At 69.2% G+C, this 20,808-nt stretch carries 16 protein-coding genes; 7 read left to right on the top strand and 9 right to left on the bottom strand.

Features of this window, described 5'->3' with window-relative positions:
* Window positions 1–120: 120 nt before the first annotated feature.
* Together WME76_RS07815 and WME76_RS07810 are read left to right on the top strand one after the other, a co-directional pair.
* A complete protein-coding gene (locus tag WME76_RS07815; protein WP_437959555.1) occupies window positions 121–2,190 on the top strand; it encodes a hypothetical protein in 2,070 nt (689 codons plus the stop codon).
* Between the two features lie 272 nt (window positions 2,191–2,462).
* Window positions 2,463–3,101 (top strand): Uma2 family endonuclease, encoded by a 639-nt coding sequence (locus tag WME76_RS07810; RefSeq protein WP_437959554.1) that lies wholly within the window; start codon window positions 2,463–2,465, stop codon window positions 3,099–3,101.
* Window positions 3,102–3,210: 109 nt separating this feature from the next.
* Here WME76_RS07810 and WME76_RS07805 read toward each other — a convergent pair whose 3' ends face one another.
* Window positions 3,211–4,299, bottom strand: coding sequence for a LacI family DNA-binding transcriptional regulator (locus WME76_RS07805; protein ID WP_437959553.1), 1,089 nt, complete (start codon window positions 4,297–4,299; stop codon window positions 3,211–3,213).
* A 322-nt stretch (window positions 4,300–4,621) separates the two neighbouring features.
* Here WME76_RS07805 and WME76_RS07800 point away from each other — a divergent pair, with 322 nt between their 5' ends.
* Window positions 4,622–6,148: an L-fucose/L-arabinose isomerase family protein gene (locus WME76_RS07800; protein WP_437959552.1), complete on the top strand. Its 1,527-nt coding sequence runs from the start codon at window positions 4,622–4,624 to the stop codon at window positions 6,146–6,148.
* Between the two features lie 104 nt (window positions 6,149–6,252).
* Here WME76_RS07800 and WME76_RS07795 read toward each other — a convergent pair whose 3' ends face one another.
* From WME76_RS07795 to WME76_RS07765, 7 genes are all read right to left on the bottom strand, one after another.
* The gene (locus tag WME76_RS07795; RefSeq protein ID WP_437959551.1) at window positions 6,253–6,993 is read right to left on the bottom strand and encodes a hypothetical protein; all 741 of its coding nucleotides are present in this window, start codon (window positions 6,991–6,993) and stop codon (window positions 6,253–6,255) included.
* Between the two features lie 115 nt (window positions 6,994–7,108).
* On the bottom strand, window positions 7,109–9,076 hold the full coding sequence (locus tag WME76_RS07790) for a RecQ family ATP-dependent DNA helicase (RefSeq protein ID WP_437959550.1): 1,968 nt from the start codon (window positions 9,074–9,076) through the stop codon (window positions 7,109–7,111).
* 168 nt (window positions 9,077–9,244) lie between these two features.
* A complete protein-coding gene (locus WME76_RS07785; RefSeq protein WP_437959549.1) occupies window positions 9,245–10,483 on the bottom strand; it encodes an RNA polymerase sigma factor in 1,239 nt (412 codons plus the stop codon).
* A complete protein-coding gene (locus tag WME76_RS07780) occupies window positions 10,483–10,614 on the bottom strand; it encodes a hypothetical protein (protein ID WP_437959548.1) in 132 nt (43 codons plus the stop codon). Before WME76_RS07780 ends, WME76_RS07785 begins: the two co-directional genes overlap by 1 nt.
* Window positions 10,615–10,646: 32 nt before the next feature.
* A complete protein-coding gene (locus WME76_RS07775; protein WP_437959547.1) occupies window positions 10,647–11,081 on the bottom strand; it encodes a DoxX family protein in 435 nt (144 codons plus the stop codon).
* Between the two features lie 82 nt (window positions 11,082–11,163).
* Complete coding sequence (locus WME76_RS07770; RefSeq protein ID WP_437959546.1) at window positions 11,164–11,547, bottom strand: YciI family protein; 384 nt, start codon at window positions 11,545–11,547, stop codon at window positions 11,164–11,166.
* Window positions 11,548–11,751: 204 nt separating this feature from the next.
* Window positions 11,752–12,990 (bottom strand): cytochrome P450, encoded by a 1,239-nt coding sequence (locus WME76_RS07765; RefSeq protein ID WP_437959545.1) that lies wholly within the window; start codon window positions 12,988–12,990, stop codon window positions 11,752–11,754.
* A gap of 170 nt (window positions 12,991–13,160) precedes the next feature.
* Between WME76_RS07765 and gdhA the strand changes: the two genes are divergently transcribed.
* Both gdhA and WME76_RS07755 read left to right on the top strand, forming a co-directional pair.
* The gene (gdhA, locus tag WME76_RS07760; RefSeq protein ID WP_437962087.1) at window positions 13,161–14,510 is read left to right on the top strand and encodes an NADP-specific glutamate dehydrogenase; all 1,350 of its coding nucleotides are present in this window, start codon (window positions 13,161–13,163) and stop codon (window positions 14,508–14,510) included.
* A 291-nt stretch (window positions 14,511–14,801) separates the two neighbouring features.
* On the top strand, window positions 14,802–16,493 hold the full coding sequence (locus tag WME76_RS07755) for a GMC oxidoreductase (protein ID WP_437959544.1): 1,692 nt from the start codon (window positions 14,802–14,804) through the stop codon (window positions 16,491–16,493).
* Window positions 16,494–16,973: 480 nt separating this feature from the next.
* On the opposite strand, the gene WME76_RS07750 is transcribed toward WME76_RS07755, so the two are convergent.
* Window positions 16,974–17,357, bottom strand: a complete 384-nt coding sequence (locus tag WME76_RS07750) for a hypothetical protein (protein WP_437959543.1) — start codon at window positions 17,355–17,357, stop codon at window positions 16,974–16,976.
* Window positions 17,358–17,436: 79 nt separating this feature from the next.
* On the opposite strand from WME76_RS07750, the gene WME76_RS07745 reads away from it, so the two are divergent.
* Window positions 17,437–18,387, top strand: coding sequence for a glycoside hydrolase family 43 protein (locus WME76_RS07745; RefSeq protein ID WP_437959542.1), 951 nt, complete (start codon window positions 17,437–17,439; stop codon window positions 18,385–18,387).
* Window positions 18,388–18,461: 74 nt separating this feature from the next.
* Window positions 18,462–20,726, top strand: coding sequence for a family 43 glycosylhydrolase (locus WME76_RS07740; protein WP_437959541.1), 2,265 nt, complete (start codon window positions 18,462–18,464; stop codon window positions 20,724–20,726).
* Window positions 20,727–20,808: the final 82 nt, after the last annotated feature.

The following is a 20,808-nucleotide window of genomic DNA, read 5'->3' as shown; positions in this document are numbered from 1 at the left end:
GCGCTCGCCGCCATGGACGCCGCTCCTTCGTCGCGCGCGCCGCGCAGCGCGGCTGCGCTCTCATCGTGGTCATTCTCAGGAGGTCTCATGTTCTCCAGGTCGTCGCGTTCGAGCAGTTCAGTGCGCACTCACTCCGATGATGCCTCCGCCGGCGCGTGGCGGAGGTCGCGGCACGCCGCGCTGATCGCGCTCGCGCTCTTGCCCGTCGCGTGCTCGGACGCCGGGCCGGCGGACGGCGGGTCGGCGGATGTCCTGGAGGGCGACACCACCGAGGCCGCCCAGGCGCTCGCGCTGCAGTTCGACATCGATCCGCGGAAGTCGCTCCTCGTCACGGAGACCGACGTCGTGGGCGCGTTCACGCTGGAGGAGGTGCTCCAGCAGCTCATCGATCAGGCGGGCGCGAGCGTCACCACGACGCCGCTCACGCTGTTCCGGCAGCTCATGAACAACCAGCGGCCGGGATCGAGCGACCCGAACAACATCGGCCCGAACTGCGATGATGAGCCGCCGAACGCCGGCGATCTGGAGCCCGTGGACGATCCTCCTGTCGGCTTGCCCCCCCTCGCGCCCGAGGAGAAGACCCAGACCGGCTCGATCAACGGCTGGCCCGTGTTCTGCCCCCGGACCGCGGACGACATCGACAGCGATCCGTTCGCCGATCCGGGCAGCGACAGCGCCTACATGGCCACGACCCTGGCGAACCGCTTCGACCTCGCGCCGCCGGACGGCGCCCATTGCGGCGAGTATCGCATCGTGTTCGCGAAGCGGTCGGGCATCACCAACGGCCTGAACCGCAACTTCATCATCTTCGAGGCCCAGCTCCCCAACCCGAACCCGAGCCAGGGGCGGCTCGGGTGCCTCCCGGTCGTCCAGTTCTGGGCCGACCAGTCGGACCCGGCGAAGAGCCCGGCGGAGAGGGCGGCGGAGCTGCACGACTTCTACTTCGATGGCCTGAGCGGGTTCGAGCCCGTCGTTCACATCGATCACTACGGCCCCGAGGGGGGCCAGATACGCACCAACGAGTTCGTGAGGCCCAATGGCCTCCCGCTGAGCTCCTGGTCGCTCCGGCAGTTCGAGACGGCGCACGCCGGTCCGACCGGCGGCTGGCTGCTCATCGCGCCCTCGTTCGTGTCGGACAACCCGGCCGGGAAGCTCTTCACGAGCGCGTCGGGCGATCAGCGCGTCACCGCCTTCCAGGGCACGTTCTTCCCCGGCGTGGTGGAGCGGCTCGCGGCCGCGGACGACATCAACCGCTTCGCCTACGGGGCGGCCGTGCCCAGCCAGCACGAGGCGGGCGAGAGTCTGATGATCCCGCTCCACAACAACTACCTGAACAAGTTCACCACCGCGCCGGCGGCCTTCAGGAACGGCATCCAGGCGAAGCTCACCGCGATGGGGAGCGGCTTGACCCCGGAGCAGCTCGTGGGCCGCGCGCAGTCGCTCGCCTGCGCGGGGTGCCATGAGCCCGTGAACGTCGACAACGAGTTCTTCAAGACGACGCTGGACGAGAACGGCCAGCCCGTGCCCGACTTCAACGATCCCGAGAGCCCCCTCGATGTCGGCTTGCCCGAGAATCCTCTCCGGACGCTGGGGTTCACCCACACCTCCGAGCAGACCGAGCCGGTCGACGAGACGACGACCCGGGAGCGCTTCCGCATCTCGAAGATGCTCAGCGATGTGTTCCTGCCGTTCCGCAAGAAGGTGATGGAGGAGTTCCTGTTCAATCACCCGATCCTCGGGTTCGAGAAGCCGGGGGCGTGGACCTCGACGCAGGCCCAGCTCTCGGTCCACACGGGCCGGGTCGAGGAGGGCATCGCCTCGCTCCAGGTGAAGACGCCGACCTCGTTCAACGCGATCGTCAGCCCGAGCTTCAGCGCCGCGGGGCTCACGATCGGCAACAAGATCACGGTTGACCTCTTCGTGTCGCCTGCGCAGCCGAACCCGGGCTGGGGGAACCTCGAGGTGCTGATCTCGATCCCGTCGGCCGGGATCAACAACCAGTGGGCCGGCAATGTCGCGCTCGCGTCGATCACGCGGGGGTCGTTCCAGAGGATCCAGTTCGCCTCGCTGCCGACGGCCACCAAGAACGCGCTGATCGCGGGGGCCAGCGACGTGAAGCTGCAGTTCAACTTCAACGTGAGCAGCAATTCGGGGCCGTACTACCTGGACAACGTCCGGTTCGAGAACTGACCGCGGGCGGGCGCTCCTCGGAGCGCGCGCTCATGAAGAGGGCGCCGGCTCCCCCCGGCCGGCGTCCTCTTCTTTTTATTTTGTTCTGCAGGGGATCCCCCTCTCCGGCGTGTGTGCGCCTGGGCTCGGCCGCCCGAGCTGCCTCGGCGATGGCTGCTCCGCACGGTAGGGCCCGGGGAGGCTATACTCCCCCCATGCAACACGCCGCGCACGCGCGTCGTCTCCGTCACGTTCGCGCGCCCTCCCCCCTCCACTTCCCGGAAGAGGCCCTCGTGCCGGAGACCAAGCGCCACCTCGAGATCAGGACCCTGCTCTACGTCGTGCTCAAGACCTTCTCGGATCGAGCGGCGATCGGCTCCGACCAGTTCGTCTACTGGTCCGCCTCGGATCCGAGCCGGTGCCTTGCGCCGGACGCCTTCGTCCGGCTCGGCACCCCGGACACGTCGTTCGGTTCGTGGAAGACCTGGGAGCGCGGGGCCCCCGAGCTCGCCGTCGAGATCGTGAGCGAGCACGACGCGGATCCGCAGACCTGGGCGGAGAAGCTCGGCAAGTACCACGAGCTCGGTGTGCTGGAGCTCGTCGCGTTCGACCCTGAGGCCGTGCCCGGGGAGCGCTTGCGGGTCTGGGATCGCATCGACGGCGATCTGGTCGAGCGGGTCGTCGAGGGGGAGCGCAGCCCGTGCACCGTGCTCGATCTGCACTGGGTCGTCGTCCCGGCCGCAGGCCTGCCGGCCGCGCTCCGTCTCGCCCGCACCCCCGACGGGGCGGAGCTCGTCCTCACCCCCGAGGAGGCCGAGCGTCGGCGCGCAGAGGCCGAGCGCCGGCGCGCAGAGGCCGAGCAGGCCGCCCGCGCGTCGGCGGAGCGGCGCATCGCCGAGCTCGAAGCCGAGCTGCGCCGGCGGGGCGGCTGACATACGACGGCGATGACCTGCCCCACGCCGGGTGCCGTAGGTGGAAGAACGGGGATACAGACGTGAGAAGAAGTAGAACAAGAACGCATCGCTCCTACCAGTTCGCGTTCTATATGGATTCCTTGTTCTTTCCGGGACCGCCGCTCCTGGATCGCCGAAATTGATCCGGTGAGCGGTCGTCTCTCCGCGCGCGAGCTCGCCTCTCGCTGCGCGGCACGTCCGATGTTCGCGCGGTGAGGCGCGGGGGGAGCAGGACCTCTCGCGCGACCTCGGCGCCCGCCAGCCTCTTGAGGAGCAGCCGGACCGCTTCGCGTCCGATCGCGCCGACGTCCTGATCGACGGTCGCGACCGGATAGCGCAAGAGATCGGCCATCAGGATGTCATCGAAGCCGACGACGTCGATCTCGTCGGGCACGGAGAGGCCGGCGGCGCGGATGCCCCGCAGGGTCCCGACCGTGGTGCAGAAATTGGCTGCGTAGACGGCCAGAGGTCCACGCGCCCGCTGGAGAAGCTCGACCATGCGCGCCTCGGCCTCTTCCGGGGTGGCCTCCTTCAACTCCTCGATGGCCGCCGCCTTGGCGCCGCTCCGCGCCAGCTCCGCCCGGAACCCGTCGAGACGATGTCGGTAGGTGGGGATGTCGAGCGGGCCGCCGATGTAGACGAGCGACCGATCCTTGTTTCTGAGAAGGTGGCGGAGCGCCAGCGCCGAACCGGCGGCGTGATCGGTGCGCACGCACGCCACGTCGAGGTCCGGGACCGCCCGGTCGATCTGCACAAAGGGAAGCCCCTGCTCGTGCGCCGCGATGAGATCGCAATCCCCTCCGGAAACCGGGGACACGATGAGCCCATCCACCCGGGACTCGTGCACGAGCTGCAACGCGCGACGCTGGCGCCCCGCGTTGCCGGCCAGGTGGCTCACCACGAGGGTGTAGCCGTGGAGCTCCGCCTCGCGCTCGGCGCCGACGGCTATCCCGGCCCAGACAGGGTTCGACAGGTCCTCGACGGCGAGGGAGATCGCGTACGATTTTTGCTCCCGGAACGCCTGGGCCATGGCGTTGGTCCGATAGCCCAGCTCCTGGGCCAGCACCCGGACCCGCTCCACCGTGGCGGCGCTGATGCGAAATTTCGCATGCTTGCCCGTCAGGACGTGAGACACCGTGGTCTGGGACAACCCCAGGTGTTCGGCGATGTCCTTCATACGGACCGGACGCAGACCGGGCACGTGCGGGGGGGCGGGGTCGGGGGGATCGCTCAAGCTCGGGCTCCCTTCAGCTAATTCGGATTAGCTGTTGACGCTAGCACGGACATGCATAGTCTTGAAGCGGAATACGCGGCCGGTGTTTGCGGTCCCCCGCGCGCGAGGGATCCATGGCATCGATTTCCACGGATCCAGGGGGACCTTTGGCGAGGAGGCGCTCACAGCGTGAGTGAACGCCGATCCGACAACACCTTGACGTTCGCCGGCGGGCTGGAGCGGCAAGGTCATTCTGGCTCGAGCTCGCCTGCTCCAGGAGACAGCGATGGCACGGAGTGAACCGGTGATCTTGGGCTTCATGGGCAACCGAGGTTTCTTTCCGACGGAGTTTGCGGAGGAGGGGGCGAGAGCCACCCAGTCGGCTGTGGGCCATGTGCTCGGCGAGCGCGTGCGCTACGTCGATCTCGGCAACGTCGAGACCTACGCCGACGCGCGCGCGGCCGCGGGCGTCGCCCAGCAGTACCGCCGCGCTCCCGACGGCGGCGGGGCCATCGGCGTCATCTGCTCGATGTACAATTTCTCCGATGAAAATGGGATCCGGGACTTTCTGCGGCTGGCCGACCTCGATGTGCCGGTGCTGCTGCACACCGAGCCTGACGCGCGCGGTCTGGGACGCATGGGACAGAAGGGCCGGCGGGACGGGGCGTGCGGGCGCTTTTCGGCCGCCAACGCGCTCCGCCACATCGGCTACCCGTACACCCTCACGTCCAGGCATTGCGAAGCCGTGCGCTCGGCGGCCTTCGCGGACGATCTCCACGCCTTCTACGCGAGCTGCGTCCTGGCATCGAAGTTCCGCCGCCGGGGCCGCGGCGTGCGCCTCGGGCTGGTGGGCTCGGGGCCCGACGCGTTCCAGACGGTCACCAACGTCTCCACCGAGCTGCTGGGGCACATGGGCCTGAGCACGGTCGGCCTGGAGCTGATCGCGCTCGATCGACAGATGCGCAAGGTCTCGCCGCGCGAGCTATCCGCTCAGCTGGAAGCGGTCTCCGGCTACATGGCAGCGGCTGACGTTCCGCGCGCCTCCCTGGAGGCGATCGCCCGGATGGGCGTCGTCTTCGATCGCTTCGTGAAAGAGAACGACCTCGACGGCATCGCGGTGCGCTGCTGGACGGAGATGCAGAAGTACCAGATCGGCGGTGAGGTGGGCGTGATGCCCTGCACCTGCATGAGCATGCTTTCGGACAAGCTCATCCCCGCCGCCTGCGAGACCGACATCGCGGGCTGGATGGGGATGTACATGCTCCAGTGCGCTTCCGGGCTCGTGCCGCTGCTGGGCGACTGGAACAACATGTACGATGACGAGCGTGAGGAGGTGGATCTCTTCCACTGCGGCGTCTGGGCCAGGAGCGTGATGCGCCCCGGCGCCCGCATCACCCGCCAGGAGATCCTGGCCACCCAGGCCGACATCGGCGCGGAGAACACCTGGGGCGCGGTCGACGGCGAGCTCAAGGCGGGCACCTGCGCTTTTCTGAGACCTTGCACCAACGCGCGAGAAGGCAGCGTGTTCCTCTACGGCGGGGTGGGCCGGGTCAGCGAAGAAGGCATCGACACGTTCGGCACCCGCGGCCGCATCCAGATACCGCGCATTCAGGAGCTCTTTCGCTATTTGACGCAGCCCGAGCGCGCGGTGGAGCACCACACCGCCCTCGTGGTCGGGACGCACAAGAACATCGAGCTGACGATGAAGGCGATCCGAGACGCGGTGCCCTACATCAATGCCCAGGCGGGCCTCAGCCGCAGCGGCCGAGCGCTTGTCGATTTCTACGAGCACAGCCAGGTGGGCGAGCTCTGAGGCCGCGCCGCCCCGCGGCACCCTGCACGCGGCCAGGGCCCAGGAGATGGGCGGGCGCCGGCCCAGGTCAACGTCGATGAACTGCTTCGGCGGTGACGCCCATCCTAGACGCCATAGAACTCATAGAACACCTGAATCGGCGCCTCGACGGTCAGCACCTGGAAGGGAAAGCAGCCTCCGAGGTCAGCGATCGACTCACGCTTGGCGATGGCCTCCAGGAACGCTTGTGTCATCGTGGGCTTCACGTGGCCTGTGTGGTCCAAGAACTGGCCCCATAGCGGCATGGACCGATATAGACCGTGACGCGCCTGGGCCGACGCGGAGTAACTGGCGGGAAAGAGTCTTCGGTAGGCGTCGAGGTTGTACAACCAAGAGACGCCTGCGACGACCAGCCCCTGCGGGAAGTCCGACCTGATCCGAGAGAACAGCTTCGCCAGCTCTGCCCGTCGATGTTCAACGCGCGAGGCTGATAGCGGCGAGCACCCTTCGGGGTCGGTGTTATGAAAGTGCAAGCGGACCACGTCACTGTCCAGTACAGCATAGGAAAAGCAACCGAATGTAGCGCGGACAGCCGGCGCTGTGTTCGCCTCCCCGCCCTCCAGATAGAAGCGATACGTCCATTCACGGCCGTCTGTGGCAGTCTTCAAACCGGCCGAGTAGGCGCGCCACAGCTCGTGCTCACGGTCGAAGGCGCGCCCGAGGCCGAACCGAACATACAGGTTCGTGTACTCGAGCAGGGCCCGATCCATCGAGATTCCGGACAGCCCCGCGATCCGCTCCGCGAAGGTGAACTGGAGATCGAAGAACTCCTTCGCAAAGATCGTCCGACGGCGATGCGGTGTCATGTGGAAGTCCTTCGGGGGTCCCGCCCCGGCGCCGATCATGCGATGCGCTGAGGAGCCCTGGGATCCTCACCTCCCGCCGGGAGCGCCGATCAGGCCGGGGCGGCGCCGGCCCTGGTCAGGTCGCCGCTGCGGCGCCGGCCAGGCGGGGGAGCCCGGCGCACCAGTCGAGCACCTCGGCGAACCGGCGCGTGATGAGGGCGCCGAAGAGCGGATCGCGCGCGAGCTTGGCCTGGGTGGTCGCCGGGCTCGAGAGGCCGCAGAGGAAGCGCGCCGCCTGGCGGGGATGGCCCAGGGCGCCCGCGTGCGCCGCGCGCAGCGCCGTGAACGCGGCGACGTCGAGCCCCACCGGCATCGGCGGCGCGTGCGCCGGCTCCGGCAGCGTCACGGCGACGCCGGTGCGGCAGAAGGTGCAGCGCCCGCACGCGGCGTCGAGGCGCTCGCCGAAGTACGCGGCGAGCGCGGCGGGGTGGCAGCGCTCCGAGGTGAGCAGCTCGATCACCTGCCGCACGCGCCCGATCTCGGCGTCCTCGCGCTTCGCGAAGCGCGCGAGGAGCTCGCCGACGAGGGCGCCCGCGTCGTCCGCCGAGGCGACGCGCACGAAGCGGTGCCGGATGTCCGACGCCTTGAGCTCCGCGAGCCCCTGCCGCTCGAGGTACTCGAGCGCGCGCACCACCCGCTCGCGCGGCTGCTCCAGCGCGGCCGCGGCGGCGGCCGGGTCGACCGAATACAGCACTCGCCCCTTCTTCGCATGGCCGAAGAGCGCCTCGAGGAACCGCGCCGGCTCCCCCTTCGCCGACGCGATGACCTCCTCGAGCCTGCGGTGGAGCCGCACCTCGTAGCCGGCATAGTACGGCGTGAGCTGCCGGATCGCGCCCATCAGCTCGAGGTAGGTCAGCGCGGTGCGGAGCACGAGCGGCCGGACGTCGTGGCGCGTCCCCAGCGTGTGCAGGCCGAGCTCCACCTGGGGCGCGGCGAGCACGGCGCCGACAACCCCGTGGAGCGCGTCCTCGGTCGGCGTGTCGCCGTAGGCGAAGTTCTCGAGGACCGGCAGATCGTCGCCGCACACGAAGACCTCGACAACCGAGTGCGCCTGATCCCTGCCGGCGCGGCCGATCTCCTGACTGTAACTCTCGAGGCTCTTCGGGAGATTGTAATGGTCGACATAACGCACGTCGGGCTTGTCGATCCCCATCCCGAACGCAATGGTGGCGACCACGATGCCGCGGTCGCTCTGCATCCAGTCGTCCTGCACGCGCGCGCGCTCCGCCGCCTCCATCCCGGCGTGGTACGCGCGCGCCGGCAGCCCCGCAGAGGCGAGCTTCTCGGCCACGTGCTCGGCGGTCTTCTGGAGCGTGACATAGACGATGGTGGAGCCGGGCGGCCGGGATCGCAGGCGCTCGATCAGGACCCGGTCGCGCGCGGTCGCGCTCACCGCCGTCGCGCGGAGCTCGAGGTTCGGTCGGTAGAAGCTGGTGATGACCGTGTGCTCCTCGCGGATGCCGAATGTGGCGCAGACGTCGCGCACGACCCCGGGCGTCGCGGTGGCCGTCAACGCGAGCACGCGCGGCACGCCGAGCGCCCGGGCGGTGTCCGCGAGCCTCAGGTAGTCGGGGCGGAAGTTGTGTCCCCACTCGGAGATGCAGTGGGCCTCGTCGACCGCGAAGAGGGCGATCTTGAGCTCTTTCAGCAGCGCCATGAACCGCTCGCTCACGAACCGCTCGGGGGCGACATAGAGCAGCTTCGTCTTGCCCGAGCGCAGATCCCTGTGCGCCTCCGCCGCGTCGTCGGCTGACAGCGACGAGTCGAGCCGGACCGCGGCGATGCCGCGCGCGGTGAGGAAATCGATCTGATCCTTCATCAGCGCGATCAGCGGAGAGATGACGATCGTGACCCCGTCGAGCAGGAGCGCGGGGAGCTGATAGCAGAGCGATTTGCCGCCGCCCGTCGGGAAGACCGCGAGCGCGCTGTGGCCAGAGAGCAAGGCATCCATGACCGCGCGCTGGCCTGCGCGGAGCTCGCGGAAGCCGAACCGCGCCTCGAGGACGTCGAGCAGATCGGGGCCGGATTGTGTGGGCTGGTTCAAGGGGGCATCCTACACCTCGCTCGCGCCGAGGAACACCCCGCCGTCGCGCGCTGCGCGCGACGATCGAGGGGTCCTCGTCACTCCATGGCTTCGAGGAGCTGTCCACGCAGAAAGACCGCGGCGCCGAGTCGATCGGACCGCGTTCGAGGAGGCCGAGGCCGACGCGCGTCAGCCTTCCTGTAGCGACGCCAGCTGTCCCCGGAGGTAATCCTTCACCGCCTCGTCGGTGGTGAGGCCGATGGCGATGGTCAGCGCCTCGGCGGCCGGGGCGGCGTCGCCGGCGCGGGAGAGCAGGTGACCCTTCGCGGCCCAGTAGGGCTGGTAGGAGAGCATGCGTTTGTCGGCATCGAGCGGCGTCAGATCGGCGAGCGCCGCGCGCGGGCCGTCGACCTCGGCGCGCGCGACAGCGCGGTTGAGGATGACGACCGGCGAGCCCGTGCGCGCGAGCAGCTGGTCGTAGAGCGCGACCACCGCCCGCCAGTTGGCGATGCCGGTCAGGCGGCGGGCGACATGCGCGGACTGGATCGCCGCCTCGATCTGGTAGCGGCCGCTCGGGCCCGCCGCGTTCGCGCGACGCATGAGGCTCTCGGCGAGCGCGATCATCGCGTCATCCCAGAGACTCGTGTCCTGGTGTTCGAGCGGCACATAGGCGCGGGCCGCGTCGCGCCGGGCCGCGCGGCGGGCGGTGGTGTAGAGCATCAGCGCCAGCATGCCCTTGGCTTCGGGCTCGTCGGGGAGCAGGGAGACGACCAGCCGGCCCAGCCAGATCGCCTCGTCGGCGAGCTCGGGGACGGCGTCATCGCCCATCTCGTTCCAGCCCTTGGTGTAGGCGGCGTAGATCGCGTCGAGCACCGCGGCGACGCGCTCGGGCAGCTCCTCCGGGTCGGGTACGCGAAAGGGAATGCCCGCGTCGCGGATGCGGGTCTTGGCCCGGACCAGCCGCTGTCCCATCGTCCCGGCCGGGACAAGGAAGGCAGCGGCGATGTCCTCGGCGGTCAGGCCGAGGATGGTCTGGAGGATCAGCGGCGTGCGCATCCCTTGCTCGATCGCCGGGTGCGCGCAGGCGAACATCAGGGCGAGCCGGCGGTCGGGGATCGCGTCCCGCTCGTCTGCCATCGCTTCGAGCTCGTCGCCGATGAGCTGCACCTGCTCGTCCCCGGCCTTGCGGGTCTGCCTTCGGCGGGCGGCGTCGGTCTGCCGCCGGCGCGCCGCGGTCAGCAGCCAGGCATCCGGGTTGTCCGGTACGCCGTCCACCGGCCACATGCGCAGGGCTGCCGCGAAGGCTTCGCTGAGGGCGTCCTCGGCGCCCGCCACATCGCGGGTGCGAGCGGCGAGGAAGGCGACGAGGCGGCCGTAGCTCTCGCGCGCCGCGCGCTCGGCGGCTCGGCCGGCTTCGTCCGCGACCATCAGCGCGTCCAGCCCGCCTGGACGTCCATGATCGGCCGGATCTCGATGGAGCCGTATTCGGCCCCGAGCTCCTTCTGCGGGGCCGCGGCGAGGGCCGCCTCGTCGTGGTGGATCACCATCATGAAGCGCACGTCGTTCGTTCCTTCAAACCGAGCGTCTCCCTTCAGGCGGCGGTCGATGATGCGCCGGGGGCCAGGCTCCAGCGCGGAGCGATCGATGCATCGCGGCAGAGCTTCCGGCTCTCCGGTCGAAGCGCCCACGAGGCGACGGCAAGCGCCGCGAAGCCGAGTGTCACCGCGACGTGCCACGCGGCGCTGTGGCAAACCAGGTGGGACACGGCTGCGCCCGTCATGTTGAAGACGATGCCGGCGTAGGCCCACTCCTTGACCCTCGGCAGTCCAGGCGCCAGCAGCGCCAGCGACCCGAGCAGCTTCCATACGCCGAGGATCATCACGAAGTACACGGGGTAACCGAGCTGCTTCATGCCGTCGATCGTCTCCGGCCGTCGCGCGAGCTCCGAGAGGCCTCCGCTGGACATCGCGAACACGAGGATCCCCGTCGTCATCCAGTACGCGATCGACTTCGCTGTCGCCTTCATGGTTCACCTCTCGTTTGAACGTCGCCGCGCTCGCGCCTCGCGGGGCGCCGCGCGCGCGGCGGAGCTGCCTCGTCCGCGACCATCAGCGCTTCCAGCCCGCCTGGGCGTCCACGATCGGCCGGATCTCGATGGAGCCGTACTTGCTCGAGGGGCAGCGCTTGGCCCAGACGATCGCCTCGTCGAGGCTTGGAGCTTCGATGATGAAGTAGCCGGCGAACTGCTCCTTCGTGTCGGCATAGGGGCCGTCGAGCACCTCGGTCTTGCCGTCGTGCCGGCGCACGGTGGTCGCTGCGGAGCTCGGCTGCAGCCGCTCGCCTGCGGCGCACCCTTCGGCCTTGGCGAGCGCCTCCTTGAACGCACCGTACTCGGCCCCGAGCTCCTTCTGAGGGGCCGCGGCGAGGGCGGCTTCGTCGTGGTGGATCAGCATCATGAACCGCATGTCCTTCGCTCCTCCACGGGACTTCATGTCCCGATGCCCCCATGACGCGCGAGCCTCGACGATTTCTACCGGCCCCCGAAAAAAAATCGCCCGCCGCACCCGGGCCACGCGGGCCCCCCGTTCCGGGCGAGCTCGGGTGCCGTGGGGAGTCCGATGCCGCTGTTGGCTCCGTTACGATGCCATCCTGCCGGTGAGGTCGGGGATCGCGCGGTGACGGTGTGTTCAGAGCGCTCAGGACGTCGGCACGTCCCACGCGACGTTCAGCGCCGTCGGACCGCGGTGCACGAGGTTGGGCACGTACGAGGGCGGCGCGTCGCCGGCGAGGCGCGCGCCCCGCAGGCGTCGCGTCAGCTCGTCGAGCGCGATCGAGCCTTCCATGCGCGCGAGCTGCGCGCCGACGCAGAAGTGCGGGCCGCGCCCGAACGCGAGGTGCGGCCCGGCCGCGCGCTCGAGCTCGAACCGCTCGGGGTCCTTCACCCCGGGCAGGTCCCGGTTGGCCGATCCGAACAGCACGAACACCCGCGCGCCGCGCGGCAGGGCCACCCCGCGGATCCGGCAGTCCTCGCTCACGGTGCGCGTCATTCCCTGCACGGGCGCGTCGAAGCGCATCGCCTCCTCGAGCACGCCGGGGATCACCTCCGGCCGATCGCGCAGCGCCTGCCAGGCGCCGGGCGCGCGCAGGATCGACACGAGCGCGTTGCCGATCATGTTCGTCGTGGTCAGGTGCGCCGCGAAGATCAGCACGCACAGCGTGCCCACCAGCTCCTGCGTGTCGAGCGGGCTCTCGCCCTCCGCGCGCGCCTCGATGAGCTCGGTCACCAGATCGGGGCGAGGGTTCGCCCGGTGGTCCTCGACGAGCGCGCGCAGAAAGTCGCGGTATGCGACGATGCTGCGCGCCAGCTCCGCGCGCTGCTCCTCGGGCAGGAAGCCCATGAGGAACATGGTCTCGTCGTCGCACCACCGCTTGACCTGCTCCATCTCCGAGAGCGGGATCCCGAAGAGCTGGCTGGTCACGCGGATCGGCAGCGGCGTGGCGAGGCGCGCCATCAGCTCCGCGTGCCCGTCCTTCTCGAACCCGCCCACCAGCTCGCTCGTGATCGCGCGGATGAACGGCTCCATCCTCGCCGCGAGGCGCGGCCCCGCGAGCGCCTTGCTCACGAGGCCGCGCACCCGCGTGTGGACCGGCGGATCGCTCGACAGGAGCGGATAGACGCCGCTCCGGTCCTCGCCCAGGATCGCCAGCAGCTCGGGCGAGGGCTCCTGCATCGGCGCGAGGACCTGCGCCGAGCTGAAACGCACCGGATCCTTGACCACGGCCGCGACGTCCTCGTGACGCGAGACGAACCACATCCCGAAGCTCGGGTTGAACACCACCGGCGCCTCGCGCCGGAGCTCCTCGAAGAGGGGATAAGGGTCCTCCAGGTGCGGGGGAACGAGGTGGTTGAAGGCGCGGGTGGTCTCGTTCGACATGTCGCGGTGCTCCGGGCAGCGGCTGCCTCTGTCGGCCTGCGTCAAATTACGCTGTATCAGCAATCCAACACCGATACTACCCCGATGGGCGGGCTGCATACTCCGAACGATCGGGCGCGATGGCGACGGCGACTGGACCGCGCGCCGCGGCGGTGTATACCCCCCTCGACATGGTGCATCTGGACGAGAAAGTTGAGCCACTCTTCGCGCAAATCGTTCGCCGCAACCCCGGCGAGTCGGAGTTCCACCAGGCGGTCCGTGAGGTCCTCGAGTCCCTCGGCCCGGTGCTCTCCAAGCATCCCGAGCTGACGCGGCACAAGATCATCGAGCGCATCTGTGAGCCCGAGCGCCAGGTGATCTTCCGCGTGCCGTGGGTCGACGACCGCGGCGAGGTGCAGCTGAACCGCGGCTTCCGTGTGCAGGTGAACAGCGCGCTCGGTCCCTACAAGGGCGGCATCCGCTTCCACCCGACGGTCTACCTCGGGACCATCAAGTTCCTCGGCTTCGAGCAGGTCTTCAAGAACGCGCTCACCGGGATGCCGATCGGCGGCGCCAAGGGCGGCGCGGACTTCGACCCCAAGGGGAAGTCCGAAGGCGAGATCATGCGCTTCTGCCAGAGCTTCATGACCGAGCTCCACCGCCACCTCGGCGAGTACACCGACGTGCCGGCGGGCGACATCGGCGTGGGCGAGCGCGAGCTCGGGTACATGTTCGGGCAGTACAAGCGCCTCACGAACCGCTACGAGTCGGGCGTGCTCACCGGCAAGGGCCTCGCGTGGGGCGGCTCGCTGGTGCGCAAGGAGGCGACCGGCTTTGGCGCCGTCTACTTCGTCGCCGACATGCTGCGGGTGCGCGGCGAGAAGCTCGCGGACAAGACGTGCGTTGTGTCGGGCTCGGGCAACGTCGCGCTCTACGCGGGCCAGAAGCTGGAGCAGCTCGGGGCCCACGTCATTGCCTGCTCGGACTCGAGCGGCTACGTGCACGACCCCGACGGCATCGATCTCGCGCTGCTCAAGCAGGTGAAGGAGGTCGAGCGCGCTCGCATCAGCGAGTACGCGACGCGGCGCGGCCGGCGCTCGCGCTTCGTGCCGGGCGGCAACGTCTGGGAGGTGCCGTGTCAGATCGCCCTCCCCTGCGCGACGCAGAACGAGCTGAACGCGCGCGACGCGGCGACGCTGGTGAAGAACGGATGCCGCGCCGTCGCCGAGGGCGCGAACATGCCCACCACGCCCGAGGGCGTGCGCGTCTTCCTCGAGTCCGGGGTGGCGTTCGGCCCCGGCAAGGCGGCCAACGCCGGCGGCGTGGCGACCTCGGCGCTCGAGATGCAGCAGAACGCGAGCCGCGACTCGTGGTCGTTCGAGCACACCGAAAAGCGGCTCGCCGAGATCATGACGAACATCCATCGCACGTGTTACGACACGGCGGAGGAGCTCGGCGTGCCGGGCAACTACGTGGTGGGCGCGAACGTCGCGGGGTTCCTGCGGGTCGCGCGCGCCATGATCGCGCTCGGCGTGATCTGACGGCGGGCCGCGGAGGCGGCCAGTCGGGATTCCCCACCACCTGCCACTGACGTCCCGTCGACGGCACGCTCGACTGCTCGCCAGGGTCGGCGTGCTCGACCACCTGGCGCCGAGCGAGGACATCCGCTCCGCCGCGTGGCAGAGGGGCAGGCTCTCTGTGACTCCTGGTGCGCGCGGCGGCCGAGCGCTCTCCGGCGAGCGCGCGAGCGGGCGAGCGGCGGGACGGACCTGCGTCCGCCGTGGGCGCCGGAGGCCGGCTGGACCATACTGCGCTCCGAGAAGCAGGTGCGCATGGACTTCGACGTGGACTTCGCGATCGTGGGCTCCGGCTTCGGGGGCAGCGTCTCCGCGCTGCGCCTCACCGAGAAGGGCTACAAGGTCACGGTGCTCGAGTGCGGCAAGCGCTGGAGCAAGGAGGATTTCCCCAGGACCAACTGGAATGTACGGAAGTTCCTCTGGGCGCCCAGGCTGCTGTGTCACGGCATCCAGCGGCTGACCTTGCTCCGGGACACGCTCATCCTGTCGGGCGCGGGCGTGGGCGGCGGGTCGCTCGTCTACGCCAGCACCCTCCTCGTGCCTCCCCTCGAGGCCTTCTCGGGCCCGGGCTGGCCCGCCGGCACGGACTGGCGCGGCGAGCTGATGCCCTTCTACGAGACCGCGAAGCGCATGCTCGGCGTGACAGCGAACCCGAAGCTCTGGCCGGCGGACCGGCAGCTCCGGCAGATCGCCGACGAGATGGGCCGCGGGGACACGTTTCACGTCACGAACGTGGCCGTGCTCTTCGCGAAGGAGGGTGAGCAGGAGGGGCAGCGCGTCCCCGACCCGTTCTTCGGCGGCGAGGGGCCGGAGCGCGCCACGTGCGTCCACTGCGGCGGATGCATGGTGGGCTGCCGCTTCGGCGCCAAGAACACCCTCGATCTCAACTACCTGTATCTGGCCGAGAAGAAGGGCTGCACCATCCAGCCCGAGACCATGGTCACCGCCATCGACGCCCTCCCGGGCGGCGGCTACGAGCTCACCCTGGAGCGCTCCACCGCGCTGCTCCACAAGCGGCGCCGCCGGCTCCGGGCGCGGGGGGTGGTGCTCAGCGCCGGCGTGCTGGGCACGGTGAAGCTCCTGCTCAGGGCGCGCGCCGAGGGTCGTTTACCGCACCTCTCCGCGCAGCTCGGCAATTACGTGCGCACCAACAGCGAGGTCATCCTCGGCGTGACCGCGAGGGACGACCGGATCGACTACTCCCGCGGCATCGCGATCACGAGCGGCATCTACCCGGACGCGCGCACGCACATCGAGCCGGTGCGCTACCCGGCCGGCTCCGACGTGATGGGCGCGCTCGGCACGGTGCTCACCGACGACAGGCCGGGATTGCCGCGCTGGCTGCGCTGGCTGGGCCAACGGCTGCTTCACCCGATCGACCTGATCTTCGGGCTCCTGCCGTTCAAGTTCGCGAGGCGCTCCACGATCCTCCTCGTGATGCAGACGGTGGACAACTACATGCAGCTCGTCTGGAAGCGCGGCGGCATGACAACCCACAGGCCGCCGGGGCAGCCGAAGCCACCGGCGTACATCCCCATCGCCAACGAGGTGGGCAAGCGGCTCGGCGTGCTGATGAACGGCACCCCGCGCAACGCCATCAACGAGGCCGTGCTCAACGTCCCGACCACCGCGCACATCCTCGGCGGCTGCGCCATCGCCGACAGCCCGGAGCGCGGGGTGATCGACCAGCACAACCAGGTGTTCGGCCACGAGAACCTGTATGTGGTCGACGGCTCGATGGTGCCCTCGAACCTGGGCGTGAACCCGTCCCTCACGATCACCGCCATGGCCGAACGGGCGATGAGCAAGATGCCCCCGAGGAGCGACAACCCCGCCTTCACCGGGGCACCCCGGCTGCTCGAGGCGGCGGCGTCCTCGACGCACGTCCACCTCGGAGCGGGCGTCGGGTCTCCCGAGGACGAAGCTCGGGCGCCGGACGTGGTTTGATCGACGCATGAGACCCCGGTCAGGGGCGCCCCGCCGCGACGCGCCGAGCTAGCCGACAGGGGGCCCGGCGCCGGGCGCAGCGCCGGGCCATTTCGGTTGACGCCGGCCATGTGAACGTTCACAATCGGCTCTCTAACGATCCTTCCGCCTTGTCCAGGACAGGCCGCTCAGTGCCTCGACGTCGACCGCGGGCTGACGGCGGACAGCACCGCAATTCTGACCTGGGAGCGCAACGGTCAGCGGGACCAGCAGTGGACCAGGAGGTCATCCCGCGCTCCGGAGCACCACACGCCAGCGTCCGTCGGCGAAGCAACCACGCGCAAGATCGAGGAGCGATATGGCACGTCCGGGGAGCAGATCGAGAGCACGATTCCTTGTGGCGCTCTTGTGGACTTCCGGGTGCAGCGACCCGGGGACGACGACCGGCGGAGACGCAGGACCCGATGCCGAGCCCACCGCGTGCTCCGAGGGCGCCTGGGATCATGATGGCGATAGCGCGACGAGCTGCGTCGCATGGACAGGCTGCGCCGCAGGCACCTTCGCGAGCGCCGAGGGCTCGCCTACGGCGGACCGGCGGTGCACGGCGTGCCCGGAGGACACCTTCAGCGACACGATGAACGCGCCGAGCTGCAGGATGCACACGCCCTGCGCGCCGGGGACGAGGCAGACCGCGCCGGGGACGAGCGCCACGCCCGCGCAGTGTGACGCCTGCTCGCCGGGCGCGTACTGCGCAGGCGGGACCGCCGCGCTCGTCGATTGCGCGGACGGCACCTGGGACGACGACGCCGATCCCACGACGACATGCGTCGCGTGGACCGACTGCGTGCCAGGGGAGCACGTCGGCACGGAGGGGAGCAGCACCACGGACCGCAGCTGCCTCAGGTGTACGAACGGCGAGCACTCGGCCACGAGGAACGCAACCAGCTGCTCCCCGGGTGCCTGGGTGCTGAGCTACTTCGGGCCGCAACAGGACGTGCCGAGCGATTCGCTGCACCTCGCCTACAGCACCGACGGGCTTCGCTGGTCGGCCCTCGCCAATGGACGGCCTGCGTACCAGCTCACCGGGATGGGCACGAATCACATCCGAGATCCGTTCCTGTTCCGCAAGAACGATGGAACGTACGTCTATATCGCCACGGACTGGACGCTCTCGGAGAACGACGCGAACTACTGGAACCACCCGAGCTCCAAGATCTTCGTGGCGGACTCGACCGATCTCATCACCTTCACGAATCCCCGGTTGATCACGCTCACGAACCTCCCGGGCCCTGGGGCCACCCCGATGCACGCCTGGGCCCCGGAGGCTTACTACGACCCCGATCGCAAGCTCTATGCGATCATCTGGTCCGGAAACGACACCACGGGCGCGAACCGCATCTACGTCAGCTACACCGAGGACTTCGTCACCATCGTCAACCCGACGCCCGACGTGCTCTTCGATCCGGGCTACAGCGTCATCGACGCGACGATCACGCAATGGAACGACCGCAACTACCTCTTCTTCAAGGACGAGACGGACAGCAGCGGGAGCGCGCTCACCGGATCGGGCAAGGACATCCAGATCGCGCGCTCCCCGACGCTCGCGCTCGATCCGGCGACGTTCACGCGCTGGAGCCCGGACTACATCACGCGCGGGTCGACCCAGAGCAGGAGACGAGCGACGGAGGGACCGTTCGTCATCAAGGATCCGCGGCAGGATCGATGGTACCTGTTCGCCGACTACTACCTGAACGGCGGTGTGTTCGGGTGCTGGAGCACGACGGATCTCGACACGGATCCGGGCTCGTGGACGGAGCTCCCGAGCGCGCAGTACAGCTTTCCGTCCGGCGTGCGCCACGCGAACGCGGTCCGGGTCACGCAGGCGGAGCTCGACGCGATCATCGCCCACTACTGAACAGGGTCTCACCTTCCATGCGCGTACCGAGCTCTCCCCACCCAGAGTGCACTTCCCTCTCTGCGCGATGCGCTGTGCTCACGGCGGCAGGCTGCGCCTTCGCCGCGCTGCTCGTGGTGGTCGGGTGCTCGGATCCGCCCTCGACCGATGCGCCGGGCGCGTCGACCGGATCACCGAGCAATTCATCGCGGATCGTGACGGCGGCCACGGCGCTCAGCACCTCGGAGTCCGGCGGGCGGGTGACCGTGAGCGTGGCGCTCGACGCCGCGCCGAGCGGGCCTGTCACGGTGCCGGTCTCGAGCTCGGATGCGACCGAAGGATCGGTCTCACCGACGACCGTCTCCTTCACGGCAGAGGACTGGAGCGTCCCTCGAGAGATCACGGTCACGGGCGTGGACGATGCGGAGCGCGACGGGGATCAGATCTTCCGCGTCCGCCTCGGGCCCTCGGTCTCTGCAGACCCGGCGTGGGACGGCCTCGTCGCGGAGTCCGCTGACATCACGAACACGGACGACGACGGTGCAGGGACGGCGGCGATCGTCGTCAGCGACCCGTCGGGGCCCCTCGCCGAGCGCGGCGCGCCCGTGACGTTCACCGTGCGCCTCGCATCGCAGCCGAGCGCGCCCGTGACGATCGCCCTCAGCGTCAGCGACACGACCGAGGCGACGCTGAGCCACGCGGACCTGACGTTCACGGAGGCGAGCTGGAGCACGGCGCAGACCGTGACCTTGAGCAGCGTCGATGACTGGCAGGCCGACGGAGCTCAGCCCGTACGCGTCGTCTTCGGCTCACCGGCCAGCGAGGACCCCGAGTATGCGGCCCTCGCCGCCCCCGCTGATCTCGAGCTCGCCAATCTCGACGACGACGCCGGAGGGGGTTACCAGATTCGCACGACGCACATGGGGGACGCCCCGCTCTACGTCGCGCACTCCTATTATCATGGGATGATCACCGGTCTCGACGACAGGGCGAACAACCAGGTTCCTGCCGACTTCCAGTGGAGGGTGGTGCCCGGCCTCGCGAACCCGGATGATCCGACGCTCGTGTCGTTCGAATCTGTGGGTTTCGGCGGTCGCTACCTGCACGTCGACAGCGTGAATCCGACCCGGTACCCGCCGCAGAACGAGGCGTCCAACCGGGCCAGCGGGCTCTGGCAGACCCCAGCCGAAGAGAGGAGCCACCTTCTGTGGATCGACGTGTTCACGGATACCACCACGTTCCGGAGGGACGCCACGTTCCGGATCGTGCCCGCGCTGAACGGGGATCCGACGATGGTCTCGCTGCAGTGGTACTCGGACGCGACACGTCATCTCCGTCACCTGAACTACCAGATCTATGCGCACGTGCTCGACGGCACGGCGGTCGAGAGCTCGGAGGCGTCGTTCGCGCTCGAACCGCTGGGCTATCTGATCTCGCAGCGCGCCGATCCCCACATCAAGCGGCATACGGACGGTTACTACTACTTCACCGCGAGCGTGCCGACGTACGATCGCATCGAGATCAGGCGCGCGACCACGATACGAGGCCTGGCCAGCGCGACCCCGAAGGTCGTCTGGACGAAGCACGCGACCGGCCCGATGGCGGCGCACATCTGGGCGCCCGAGCTACATTTCATCGACGGCAAGTGGTACATCTACTTCGCCGCCGGAAGCTCGACCGACATCTGGGCCATTCGCATGTATGCGCTCGAGAGCTCATCGGCCAACCCGATGGATGGCACGTGGATCGAGCGAGGGCAGATCGTGACCGACTCGGACACCTTCGCGCTCGACGCGACGACGTTCGAGCACGACGGGAAGCGCTATCTCGTGTGGGCGCAGGAGGACCCCAGGGTCGGGGGCGACAACAGCAGCTTGTTCATCGCGGCCATGGGAAACCCGTGGACGCTGGCCAGCCCCAACGTGCGGATCGCCAGACCCGAGCACGCCTGGGAGACGGCGGGGTTCGCGGTCAACGAAGGCGCTGCCGTGCTCGAGCGGAACGGACGGGTCTTCATCAGCTACTCGGCGAGCGCGACGGACGACCGCTACTGCCTCGGCCTGCTCACGGCGAGCGCGACGGACGACCTGCTGAGCGCAAGCTCGTGGACGAAGAACGAGAGACCGGTGTTCGTCAGCGCAAACGGGCTGTATGGCCCGGGCCACAACTCGTTCACGACCTCGTCGGATGGATCGATCGACGTGCTCGTGTACCACGCGCGCAACTACGAGAAGATCACGGGAGACCCGCTCTACGACCCGAACCGCCACACGCGCGTCCAGCGGCTGGAATGGAACGCAGACGGAACGCCGAGCTTCGGCGTACCGCTCCTGAACGGCGCGAACACGATCGGCGACTGACCGCTTCGCGGAGGGATCGAGCACGCGCGGCGAGGTGAAGGTCGTGCTGGTCCGCTGGTTCATGTCGCCGAGCTGCCCGTTC

This window comes from Sorangium sp. So ce119 (assembly GCF_051524405.1).
In the GTDB taxonomy this organism is placed as follows: Bacteria; Myxococcota_A; Polyangia; order Polyangiales; family Polyangiaceae; genus Sorangium; species Sorangium cellulosum_G.
The sequence above is the reverse complement of the archived record's forward strand: the minus strand, read 5'-3'. Positions and strand labels throughout refer to the sequence as shown.